We start from the raw sequence: 11,462 nt of genomic DNA, 5'->3' as shown, positions 1-11,462 counted from the left end.
CCAGCGGGGGGGGCGGGCCGCCGGGCGGCCCCGCACCATGGAACGGCAGACCCACCGGCCGGCCGACCCCAGGGTGGTGCCCTCATGGAACACACCATGCGTGCGGAGTACACCGAGGAGGACCCGGACCGTGTGCGCAGCTGGCACATGGTCCGCGCGGGCGTCTCCACCGCGATGTGCGGGAAGGTCCTGCGCGCCGACGCCGCGAGTCGCCCCGACGGCGACTGGGGCGCCGAACCGTCGATGATGTGCCACACCTGCGGCGCGCTCTACCTGCGCGAGGTCCCCTGAACGGGGACGTGCCCGGGAGGCCCCGATGTCGTACGGGTGGGGCACACTTCCCGTTATGGACGACATCACCACAACGGGCCCCCGCGCCGCGGAGCCGGCGCAGCCCGTGGCGGCGGACCTCCAGGGTCCCGTGACCGGAGCCGACGGCCTACGCCGCTGCCCCTGGGGCGCCGGGCCCCACGCCGACTACCGTACGTACCACGACGAGGAGTGGGGTCGCCCGGTACGCGGCGATGACGCGCTGTTCGAACGCCTCACGCTCGAAGCGTTCCAGTCCGGGCTGTCCTGGCTCACCATCCTGCGGCGCCGGGAGGGCTTCCGCACCGCCTTCCACGGCTTCCGCATCGCCGAGGTCGCCCGCTTCACCGACGAGGACGAGACCCGGCTGCTCGCCGACCCCGGCATCATCCGCAACCGCGCCAAGGTCGCCGCCACCCTCGCCAACGCCCGGGTGCTGGCAGGCTGGGCGCCGAACGAACTGACCGAGCTGATCTGGTCGCACGCACCGGCACCCCGGCCCGCGCCCGAGCACCTCGGGGATGTGCCGGCGACCACCCGGGAGTCCTTCGACCTCGCCAAGGCGCTCAAGGGCCGGGGCGTCCGCTTCGTCGGACCCACCACCGCCTACGCGCTGATGCAGGCCTGCGGCCTGGTCGACGACCACCTCCTCGGCTGCCACGCCCGCCGGGCCGCCGACGCCTGACCGGCCGGGCGGCGGCGCGGTCCCTGCCGGACGGCTCCGACCCGGTGACGCCGCGCGCCGTTCGATCCCCGCGCGGGGTGTCGGCGTTCCCGCAGCGGGCGCGGACGGCGATCCTGACCGAGCACGCCCCGCCCCGGCCCCACCGCTCGGAGGACCGCCCATGACCGTGCGCCGCGTGGTGCCCGACATCCCGACCACCCCCGAGGGGATGGCCGCCTCCCGCACCTTCTACCGGCGGCTCGGCCTGGAGCCGGTCATGGACCTCGGCTGGGTCATGACCATGGCCTCACCCAGCAACCCCACCGCACAGATCACCTTCGGCACCGAGGACCGCACCGCCCCCGTCGCCGCCGACATCTCCGTCGAGGTCGCGGACGTGGACGCCGTCCACGCCGCCGTGCGGGACTCCGGCGCCGAGATCGTCCGCGACCTCCGCGACGAGGAGTGGGGCGTCCGCCGCTTCTTCGTCCGCGACCCCAACGGCAAGGTCGTCAACGTCCTCAGCCACCGCGACACCCCGCCCCCTCAGTAGCGCGGCGCCGGCGGCGCGGAGAACTCCACCCCCTCGGGCAACCCCGTGCCGGGGTGGGGCGCGGAGCAGCGCACCGAGCGGAGGCGGGGCAGGTCGCGCAGCGGGCTCAGGTCCTCGGGGTAGAGGCCGTAGCCGAAGTGCAGAGACTCGAGCTGCGGAAACACCTCTGCCACGGCGGACACGTTGGCTGCGGGTGCACTGTCCATGCGCTTCAGCAGACTGGCTCGCTTCACGGTGGGAAGGCTCAGGCCCTCCTGGGCGAACGTGAGCACTTCGCGAATGCTCAGGCTGAGGTAGTCGAGGCGAGGGAGAGATGCTACCGCCCGAAGCTCGTCGGAAGTCAGGGTTCGTTCCATCCCCCACATGATCAGGCTGCCAAGGCCTGCCAGCGCTTCGATGCCGCACAGGTGCGGCGGGTTATCCGGCAGTCTGAGAGTGTGCAGTTTCGATGGCGTAGGCAGTTCGTCTAGTGACCGGAGGGGCACATCGTTTGCGAACAGCAACTGGGTTAGCTCGGTGAGCCCAGGCAACCCAGTGAAGACTTGCTCAGTGAAGCGACCTGTGCCCAACTGCTCCATGAACAGGGTGTCGAGGTTGAGATCCCTCAGGGTCTCGAAGTCTAGGAGTGACGACCGCTCGCAGAGAAACAGTGTTGTGAGTGAGGTGGCGCCGCGCAACGATCTCAGCGAAACACCTTCCGTGCCTCGGAGATCGAGGGCATCGACAGCATGCTCGTTGAGGAACGCGGCGATCTGGTGCGGCGCGATGTAGGACAGATCTGTCATGCCTCGGGTGCCGGACAGACCAGCGGATAGTTCTCCCATCCGCCTGTTCTTGCTCCACCAAGTGAGACCAGAGGGGGGCAAGTGCTTGACCACGTCCTCGTAGTAGCGGTCGGAGTCGAAGAGGTGCCACGCAAAGGCAAGTTGTTGAGCGACCGCCGGCGTCGCGCGATGCCGGCGAAGGACGGACAGTGCGTGATCGGTTCCGCCGAGCGAGGTCACCGTTTGCACCGTGGCCACCTGCTCCTCCTCAGTCAGCCCCTCCGGTCCCGGCAGCAGGTCGAGGATGATCGGGCCGGCCTGGGCGAGTGCCTCCGCTTCCTCCTTGCAGCGCGGCGGCACGTACTGCCGGGCGCGTTCACGGACCAGGTCGCGTACCTCCGGGGAGAGCTCCGCCGCGTGCTCCAGGCAGGCGACGGCCAACAGGTGCAGCCGGATGCGGTGGCGCTGCACGGTGTCGCCGCGCTTGACCAACTGCCGCAGCAGCCGGTCGCGTTCTGCCGGGCGGCCGTGGGCGACGGCCATGCGGATGACGTCCTCGAACTGGTCCTTGTGCGCCTGCCGCACCAGCCACGGGATGTCCCGCGCCTCGATGGCGGCCTTGGCGGCGAGGAAGTCCTGAAAGGTGCGGTGGACGAAGTCGACCACGCCGTCGGCGGGTTCACGGAGCAGCCCTGAGCGTTCCAGCAGGAAGCGGTAGAGCTGCGGCGCCTCCGCCGTGTCCGCGAGTGCGGGCATCCCGGGCAGCGCGTCGGCGAGCACGTCGACGGCGTCCTCGCGTTCCATCTCCGCCCGCTCGTTCCGGATCAGCCAGTACGCCAGCCGTTGCAGCAGCAGGATCTGGGTGGCGGCGTCCAGTTCGATCCCCGCCCGTACCCGCCGCTCCTGGTCGCGGCGTTCCAGCAGCATCTGCAACGCCGCCTGGTACAGCGCCTCGCGGCCGCGCGGCAGGTAGCCGTGGCGGGTGTGGTGAAGGGCGCAGATCAGCCCGCACATCAGCGGGTTGGTCGCGAGCCGGGAGAGGTCGGGGCGGCGGTGCAGCTCGTCGAGGAGATCTCCCGCGGACTGCTCGGGCAGCCGTGCCGCGGTGTGCCAGCGCCGGACGAACGTCTCGGTGTCGGTGCCGCTCATCGGCGCCAGCGACAGGTCGCCGAACCCGACGTCGGCCAGCCAGTCGTGCCGGACCGCCGAGGGCCGGGCGGTCACCAGCCACAGACAGCCCGGGAACGCGCGCACCAGCGACACCAGCCACTGGCGCACGTCACCGCGTTCGCTCTCCGGCACCTCGTCGATCCCGTCGACCAGCAGCAGTCCGCGCCCGGCGTTCAGCACCCGTTCCACCCAGCCCTCCGGCGGGGAGTGCGGGCAGTCGATCGCCGCCGGGATGTCGACCGGGCGGGGGAGCGACGCGCCCCGCCGGGTCAGCCGCCGGAGCGGCAGCACCAGCGGCACCCGCCCCGCGAGCCGGAGGTCCAGCGCCCCGGCGCCGCCCCGCTGCCGGGCCGCGAGGACGGCCAGCCACTGCACCAGCGTGGTCTTGCCGGAGCCTGCGCCGCCCCGCAGCAGCGCCCGGTCCAGGTCGCGCAGTGCCGTCTCCGCCCGCTGCGGTGCGGCGCGCGGCCCGCCCAGGTCGCCCTCGCCCCCGCCGTGGTCGTGCCCGGTGGTGGTGGTCTCCAGGCTCAGGTAGGCGTCGTCCAGCGGCCAGCGGTCGCCCACGTCGATGCCGTGGATGGTGACGTGGTCGTGGGTGTCGATGACCCAGCGGGCGTAGCGCTCCTCGAACGCGGCGTCCGCGGCGGTCCGCGACGGCAGCCGTTCGGCGAGGATGTCGAGCCGCTCGACCAGCGCCCGCGCCTGGCGGGTCTGCTCCACCAGGGTGCGGGCGACGAAGGTCGAGCGTCGCGTGAAGTGGTCGACCAGGTGGGTGCAGACCGCGAGCAGCACCGGTTCGTACAGCGCGTAGGCCGCCGCCGAGAGGTCCGCCGGCCGCCGCACCCGCCGTGCCAGTTCCTCCGGCCCGAGCGAGACGGCCTGCACGTCGTCCATCTCCAGCTCGCCCAGCGCCGCCAGTGACCGCAGCAGCGCCTCGGTCAGCTCCGCGCGGACCTCCGCGTCCGGCGCCTCGTGCGGCCCGGCAGCACGGGCGGCGCGGTCCACCAGCTCCGCCACCGGCTTGCGCAGCTCGCCGGCGCGCACCGCGTCCCGCTCCGGCCCGACCACCAGCAGCGAACCGATCCGCACCGGCCCCTCGGCCAGCCCCGCCCCCGGCTCGCCCCGCCGCACCAGCTTCTTCAGCAGTGGTACCGCCACCGCCGACGCCAGCCGCAGTCCGACCATTCCGCCGTCCATCCGGCCCCCTCCCGGCCCGTCCACCCCCGCGAGCGTTGAGCCTAGGGCAACCGGGCCGTCACCCGCGGGCGTTGTGGCGCGCGGGGCGGCCCGCGACCGCGCCGCGCCGCGCGATCCGCCCCTACGCTGGCAGGGACAGGCGGAAAGCACCGACGGCGGACACGGAGGCGACGCGATGGTCGAGGTAGAGGCGCTACGGGCCGAGATGCAGCTGGAGAGGGACCCGTGGCCCACCACGCGGGCCGGTGCCGAGGTCGAGGTGCGGGCGGCGGCCTCCGAGGAGGAGATCATGGCCGCGTCGGCGCTGTTCGACGGCCCGGTGCGCGCCGCGTGGGCCGAGCGGTTCGTCGCCGAGCCCACCCACCACCTGCTGTTCGCCTACGCGGACAACACCCCGGTGGGGATGGTCAGCGGCATGGAGATCACCCACCCCGACAAGGGCACCGAGATGCTGCTCTACGAACTCGGGGTGGACGAGGAGCACCGGCGGCGGGGCGTCGGGACGGTGCTGGTGCGGGAGATGCTGCGCACCGCGCGGGAGCGGGGATGCGGCGGGATGTGGGTCCCACTGGAGACGGACAACGAGCCCGCGCTGCGGACCTACCGCTCGGCGGGCGGCGACCGCGAGAGCGACGCGGCCATGGTGTGGACCATCTCCGCGCCCGGCAGCCGCTGAGCAGGGCCGCCCCGGGCCGCGCGGGCCCAGGGCGACGATCGACCACGCCGCCGTACCGGCCGGGAGGCCAGGACGGCGGCGTGGCGCGGTGCGACCGGCCCGGCGTCAGGCGCCGGGAAGCCGGTAGGTGCCGTCGGGCAGCCGCTCGACCAGGCCGTCGGTCAGCAGCCCCCGCAGCGCCCGGTTGCGCTGCTCCGGCTTGTTCCACACCTGGTCCAGCGTGGCCCGGCTGACGGGGTCGACCGACTCCCGCAGCACGGCCAGCAGCTTGCCGCGGACCTGGCGGTCGGTGCCGGCATAGGTCTGGCCGCGCCGCTCCGGGCCGTCGTGCGCCGGGGTCCCCGCACGGCGCCAGGCGCACTGGTCCGCGATCGGGCAGGCCGAGCAGTCGGGCTTGCGGGCGGTGCAGACCAGGGCGCCGAGTTCCATCGTGGCGGCGGCCCACCGGGCGGCGGTGGCCGGCTCCTCCGGCAGCATCGCCCGGGCCAGCCGCCGTTCGGCGGCGGTGGTGGCGTTGGGCGGGTACTGGCTGCCGCCCGCCGCGCGGGCGAAGACCCGCCGCACGTTGGTGTCGAGGACCGCGTGGCGCTGGCCGTAGGCGAACGACGCGACCGCCGCGGCGGTGTACTCGCCGACGCCGGGCAGCGCCAGCAGCAGGTGGTGGTCGGCGGGGACCTGGCCCTCGTACCGTTCCGCTATGGCGGCGGCCGCCGCGTGCAGCCGGAGGGCGCGGCGCGGGTAGCCGAGACGGCCCCAGGCGCGGACCGCCTCGCCGGTCGACTCGGCGGCGAGGTCGCCGGGGGTCGGCCAGCGGCGCATCCACTCCTCGTAGATCGGGAGCACACGGCTGACGGGTGTCTGCTGGAGCATGAACTCGCTGACCATGACGCCCCACGCGCCGGCCTCCGGGCGGCGCCAGGGCAGGTCGCGGGCGTTCTCGCCGAACCAGTCGATGACCGGCGCGTGCAGGTCGGCGGGTCGGGGGCCGGGAACGGTGTCACCGGCACTGGGGACGGTTTCCACGGGGCTGGTACTCATCGCAGTCATGGCACACCGATCCTGGCACGTTCGCGCCGCAGTGGTGAACGGCCCGCGCCGGGTGGCGCGCGACGGGCCCCGAAAGGAGGGTGGGCAGGCGCACGGAGTGACGGCGGGCGCGCCCCTGCACGACGGCGCGCACATTGCCCGCGATCGACGCGCGGCACGCGGTGGTCGAACGCTTCATCTACGGCCCGGCGTCGTAGAGTTTGCGCGTGGGATCTCTGCGCAATCCGATCGGCCCGCTCCCTTCCTCGATCTACTGGCGGCGAAGGGTAGTTGTGCTGCTCGTGTTGGTCCTGCTGGCGGTGATGTCCTGGGTCGCGATACGCGGCCTCGGGTCCGGCCCCGCCAGCGGATCGAGCGACGACGGCGCGGGCGGGGGACCGGTGCCGTCGATCACCCCGGGTGACACGGACACCGACGACCACATCGACCAGCGCCCGGGTGGCGGCGGTGGCGACGACTCCGAGGACGACGACTCCGACAGCGGCGACGAGGACTCCGAGGAGACCGGCGGCGCGGGCGGCGGTTCCGGTGGCGGTTCCGACGACGCCGGCGAGGAGGGCACCGGCGAGGACGGCGGCAGCAGCGGCCAGGGCACGGGCGACACCGACGCCGCCAACGGCGGGGTGGACGGCGAGGGAGCCGACGCCGCCGGCGTCGCCAACCTGGCGGACTGCGCCGGCATCGACGGCGTCACCGCCTCCCTGCGCAGCGACGCCAACGCCTACGCCCCCGGCGAGAAGCCGAAGATCCGGCTCACGGTCCGCAACGAGTCCGGCTCGCCCTGCCGGGTCGACGTCGGCCACGAGGCACTGACCGTCCGGCTCACCACCGACGACGACAACGTCTGGACCTCCGCCCACTGCCCGACCGGCGCCGGAGCCCTCCTGCGCGAGGTCCCCGCCGGCGACGGCGTCAACCACGTCGTGGAGTGGGACGGCCGCTACTCCAGCAGCGACGCCTGCGAGGGCCCGGCCCAGTCGACGGCCCCCACCGGGACCTACCTGGCGGAAGCGAGCCTCGACGGGTTCGACGTCATCCGCACGACCTTCCGCATGGACGAGGACTAGCACCGGTCGGACACCGTTCGGCTCGCGCCGAGCCCGCGCCGAGCCGCGGTGCGGCGCTAGCCGTCGTCGCCACGTCGTCCGGCGGCACAACGACGTCGAAGAGAGCCCGGAGAGCGCCCGGGCGAGCCCGGACGGAGGCTATGATGGGGTGTGCTCCGCCGGTGCCGCGCCCCGGCGGAACAACGCGGCCCACAGGAAACCCTCGCCGAACAGCGCCGACCCGGCCGGTTCCTGCCGCATGCGCCGCAGTTCCACCTCCGTCAGGTCGGAGAAGATCCGTCGCAGCGAATCCGGTGAGTAGGCCAGGCCGCCCCGCAGGTCACGTTCGCGGTAGATGTCCGCGTCGCCGAGTTCCGACCCCATCCCCTGCTCCCCGGCGGCGAAGCCGGTGAGCGCGAGGTGGCCGCCGGGGGCGAGGACCCGGTCGAGAAGAGCCAGGTAGCTGACGCGGCGGTGCGGCGGCAGGTGGTGGAAGAAGCCCGAATCGACCACCAGGTCGTAGGGGCCGCTCAGCGCGGTGGCCGGAAGGGTGAAGGCGTCACCGCACAGCAGGCGGACGGTGACGTCGGCACGGCGCGCCCGCTCCTCGGCCCAGGCGACCGCCACGGGGGAGAGGTCCACCGCGTCCACCTCGAATCCGTGCGACGCGAGGTACAGGGCGTTGCGTCCCGCGCCGCACCCCAGGTCCAGGGCGCGGCCCGGCGTGATCAGCCCTCGGTCGAGGTGGGCGGCCAGGTTCTCGTCCGGCTTCGCCACGAAGAACGGGACCGGTCGGGACCGGTCGGTGTAGAAGCTGTCCCAGAAGTCCCTGCCGTCGCCCGTTGCCTCCCGGCCGGTCTCCGGCCGGGAGGCGAAGAGCCCGTCCAGGAGCGCGAAGACATCCTCGACGGTCCGTACGGTCCGGTCCATCCGGCCTCCTTCCACCGTGCTCGATCCTAGGAGCAGGTGCGGTAAAAGACCAGGTCAGGCGGGGTGTGCCGGGGGTGGGGGCGGGCAGCTGCCGGCCTCGTGGGCCGACGGTGGACCACCCCGCCACGGTATGGCCCGGCGTCCGCCCAGACGCCCTCCCGGGCTCGGGCAGGGGGCTTCCACGGGCGAGCCGGGGGCGCTACTTCGGCGAATCCGTCGGACACGACGGCGGGGGCCGGGTGCCCGCGGCGCAGAGCTGCCGTGAGCACCCGGCCCCCGCCGGTCGGACCGCCGCGGCTGCGCGCGGCGCCGTCGTCAGACGTACCGCTCCAGGATCGAGGACTCCGCGAGCCGCGACAGCCCCTCCCGCACCGAGCGGGCCCGGGTCTCCCCGACGCCGTCCACCGCCTGGAGATCGTCCACGCTGGCCGCGAGAAGCTTCTGCAGCCCGCCGAAGTGGTCGACCAGCCGGTCGATGACGGTCCCCGGCAGCCGCGGCACCTTGGCCAGCAGCCGGAAGCCGCGCGGCGAGACCGCGCTGTCCAGCGTCTCCGGCGACGAGCCGTAGCCGAGCGCCCGCGCCACCATCGTCAGCTCCAGCAGCCCCGGGTGCGTCAGCGCGTCCAGGTCGGCGAGGGCCGCGGAGACCTTGCGGGACCGTTTCCCCCCGGTCTCGGGAAGGTAGTCGCGGACGATCAGCTGCCGCTCCGGCTCCACGCCCGCGATCAGCTCGTCGAGCTGGAGGGAGAGCAGCCGCCCGTCCGTGCCCAGCTCGACCACGTACTCGGCGATCTCCGTGGCGATGCGGCGGACCATCTCCAGCCGCTGCGCCACCGCCGCGACGTCCCGGACGGTGACCAGGTCCTCGATCTCCAGGGCGGAGAGCGTGCCCGCGACCTCGTCCAGCCGCAGCTTGTACCGCTCCAGCGTCGCCAGCGCCTGGTTGGCGCGGGAGAGGATGGCGCCCGAGTCCTCCAGGACGCGCCGCTGACCCTCCAGGTAGAGGGCGATCAGCCGCATCGACTGGCTGACCGACACCACGGGGAAGCCGGTCTGGATCGAGACGCGCTGCGCCGTGCGGTGCCGGGTGCCGGTCTCCTCCGTCGGGATCGAGGAGTCGGGCACCAACTGCACGCCCGCCCGCACGATCTTCGCCGTCACCGGATCGATCACCACCGCGCCGTCGAGCTTGCACAGCTCGCGCAGCCGCGTCGCGGTGAACTCCACATCGAGGACGAAACCGCCGGAGCACAGCGTCTCCACGGTCTCGTCGAAGCCGAGCAGGATGAGCCCGCCCGTGTTGCCCCGGAGGACACGCTCCAGGCCGTCACGCAGCTGGGTGCCCGGTGCGACGGCGCTCAGCGACGAACGCAGCAGCCCCTCCGCACCGGATCGCACCGGTCCTGCCGGCCGGTCGCTGCCTGCCATGCACTCCTCCGGTCATCTCGTTCAGTGCGACAGGAGTCTACCGGCGCGATTCCTCGGCCTGCCCAGACTCCCGCCGCCCGGTCCCGCCACGCGCCGCGCGGGCCGCGCCGCGGCCGGTCGGCAGCACCCGCAGCGCCTCCCCGATGTCCGCCACCTCCAGCACCCGCATGCCGGGCGGCGTCTCGCCGGAGTCCGCGGGGGCCAGGGCGTGGGTGAACCCCAACCGGGCCGCCTCGGCGAGCCGCCGCTGCACCCCCGTCACGCGCCGCACCTCGCCGGCCAACCCCACCTCGCCCACCGCCACCAGGTTCTTCGGCAGCGGCACGTCGCTCGCCGCGCTGGCCAGCGCCAGCGCCACCGCGAGGTCGGCGGCCGGCTCCGTCAGCCGCACCCCGCCGACCGTGGCCGTGTAGATGTCGTTCTTGCCCAGGGCGGTGATCCGGCCGCGCTGCTCCAGCACCGCCAGCATCATCGACACCCGGGAGGTCTCCAGGCCGGAGGTGGTGCGCCGCGGCGACGGGATCTGGCTGTCCACCGTCAGCGACTGCACCTCCGCGACCAGCGGCCGCCGCCCCTCCAGCGCCACCGTGAGGCAGGTCCCCGGCACCGGCTCGGAGCGGCGCGTCAGGAACAGCCCGGACGGGTCGGCGAGCGAGGTGATCCCGGCGTCGTGCAGTTCGAAGCAGCCGACCTCGTCGGTGGCGCCGTAGCGGTTCTTCACCCCCCGGACCAGTCGCAGCCGGTTGTGGCGGTCGCCCTCGAAGTGCAGCACCACGTCGACCAGGTGCTCCAGCAGCCGCGGGCCCGCGATCGAGCCGTCCTTGGTGACGTGGCCCACCAGCAGCGTGGCCATGCCGCGCTCCTTGGACTCGCGGATCAGCGCGGCGGCGACCTCGCGGACCTGCGCCACACCGCCCGGCGCGCCGTCCAGCTCCGGCGAGGCGACCGTCTGCACCGAGTCCATCACCAGCAGCGCCGGCTTCACCACGTCCAACTGGCCCAGCACGGCGGAGAGATCGGTCTCGGCCGCGAGGTACAGGTGGTCGTCGATCGCGTTGATGCGGTCCGCCCGCAGCCGCACCTGGCCCGCGGACTCCTCACCGGTGACATACAGGGTGGGGGTCTGCGCCGAGGCCGCCTTGGCGGCGACGTCCAGCAGCAGGGTGGACTTGCCGACGCCCGGCTCGCCCGCCAGCAGCACCACCGCCCCCGGCACCAGACCGCCGCCGAGTACCCGGTCCAGCTCGGGCACCCCGGTGGAACGCGCCGACGCGCGGCGGGTGTCGACCTGCCCGATCGGTACGGCGGGCTTCGCCACACGGGTCGCCGCCGTGGTACGGACCGCCGCCGTGCCGCCGCCGACCTCCTCGACGGTGCCCCAGGCCTGGCACTCGGAGCAGCGGCCGAGCCACTTGACGGTGGTCCAACCGCACTCGCTGCACCGGTAGCTGGGGCGGTCTGCTTTACGTGCCATGCCCAGACCGTACCGGCAGCCGCCGACACCGCCCCGGCCCGCCGCCGGTCGGCGGTCGACCGGCCCGCGGAGCCGGTCGGCGCCCGGTCCGTGCCCCGCCGCCGGTCCATCGCCAGCACCTCGATCTCCAGCCGTCCGCCGTCACCCGGAAGCTCCAGGTCCAGGCGGTCGCCGACCGTCGGGAACGCCCCGAGCCGGTCCACG

The 11,462-nt window shown here is 73.7% G+C and carries 10 protein-coding genes; 5 read left to right on the top strand and 5 right to left on the bottom strand.

What is annotated here, in order from left to right:
* Window positions 1-84: 84 nt before the first annotated feature.
* The 3 genes from HCN56_RS18500 to HCN56_RS18490 all read left to right on the top strand — a co-directional run bounded on the left by HCN56_RS18500 (window position 85) and on the right by HCN56_RS18490 (window position 1,526).
* The gene (locus HCN56_RS18500; RefSeq protein ID WP_167972587.1) at window positions 85-291 is read left to right on the top strand and encodes a hypothetical protein; all 207 of its coding nucleotides are present in this window, start codon (window positions 85-87) and stop codon (window positions 289-291) included.
* Window positions 292-397: 106 nt separating this feature from the next.
* Window positions 398-994: a DNA-3-methyladenine glycosylase I gene (locus HCN56_RS18495; RefSeq protein WP_376770891.1), complete on the top strand. Its 597-nt coding sequence runs from the start codon at window positions 398-400 to the stop codon at window positions 992-994.
* A 160-nt stretch (window positions 995-1,154) separates the two neighbouring features.
* Window positions 1,155-1,526, top strand: a complete 372-nt coding sequence (locus HCN56_RS18490) for a VOC family protein (protein WP_167972583.1) — start codon at window positions 1,155-1,157, stop codon at window positions 1,524-1,526.
* Here HCN56_RS18490 and HCN56_RS18485 read toward each other — a convergent pair.
* Window positions 1,520-4,657: an NACHT domain-containing protein gene (locus HCN56_RS18485; RefSeq protein ID WP_167972581.1), complete on the bottom strand. Its 3,138-nt coding sequence runs from the start codon at window positions 4,655-4,657 to the stop codon at window positions 1,520-1,522. The genes HCN56_RS18490 and HCN56_RS18485 overlap by 7 nt on opposite strands.
* Window positions 4,658-4,832: 175 nt before the next feature.
* On the opposite strand from HCN56_RS18485, the gene HCN56_RS18480 reads away from it, so the two are divergent.
* A complete protein-coding gene (locus tag HCN56_RS18480; protein WP_245246717.1) occupies window positions 4,833-5,333 on the top strand; it encodes a GNAT family N-acetyltransferase in 501 nt (166 codons plus the stop codon).
* A gap of 105 nt (window positions 5,334-5,438) precedes the next feature.
* On the opposite strand, the gene HCN56_RS18475 is transcribed toward HCN56_RS18480, so the two are convergent.
* Window positions 5,439-6,380 (bottom strand): iron-sulfur binding domain-containing protein, encoded by a 942-nt coding sequence (locus tag HCN56_RS18475; RefSeq protein WP_209312900.1) that lies wholly within the window; start codon window positions 6,378-6,380, stop codon window positions 5,439-5,441.
* A gap of 272 nt (window positions 6,381-6,652) precedes the next feature.
* Between HCN56_RS18475 and HCN56_RS18470 the strand changes: the two genes are divergently transcribed.
* Entirely contained in the window at window positions 6,653-7,447 is a 795-nt protein-coding gene (locus HCN56_RS18470) for a hypothetical protein (protein WP_167972579.1), read from the top strand.
* Between the two features lie 138 nt (window positions 7,448-7,585).
* Here the strand turns inward: HCN56_RS18470 and HCN56_RS18465 are convergent, their stop codons facing one another.
* The 3 genes from HCN56_RS18465 to radA form a co-directional block, all read right to left on the bottom strand.
* A complete protein-coding gene (locus tag HCN56_RS18465) occupies window positions 7,586-8,356 on the bottom strand; it encodes a class I SAM-dependent methyltransferase (RefSeq protein ID WP_167972576.1) in 771 nt (256 codons plus the stop codon).
* Between the two features lie 315 nt (window positions 8,357-8,671).
* Entirely contained in the window at window positions 8,672-9,784 is a 1,113-nt protein-coding gene (gene disA, locus HCN56_RS18460) for a DNA integrity scanning diadenylate cyclase DisA (protein ID WP_167972574.1), read from the bottom strand.
* A 37-nt stretch (window positions 9,785-9,821) separates the two neighbouring features.
* On the bottom strand, window positions 9,822-11,258 hold the full coding sequence (radA, locus tag HCN56_RS18455) for a DNA repair protein RadA (RefSeq protein WP_167972572.1): 1,437 nt from the start codon (window positions 11,256-11,258) through the stop codon (window positions 9,822-9,824).
* Window positions 11,259-11,462: the final 204 nt, after the last annotated feature.

It is taken from the genome of Streptomyces lonarensis (genome assembly GCF_012033735.1).
Taxonomy (GTDB): Bacteria; Actinomycetota; Actinomycetes; order Streptomycetales; family Streptomycetaceae; genus Streptomyces; species Streptomyces lonarensis.
This window is presented reverse-complemented; position numbering and strand designations above follow the sequence as displayed.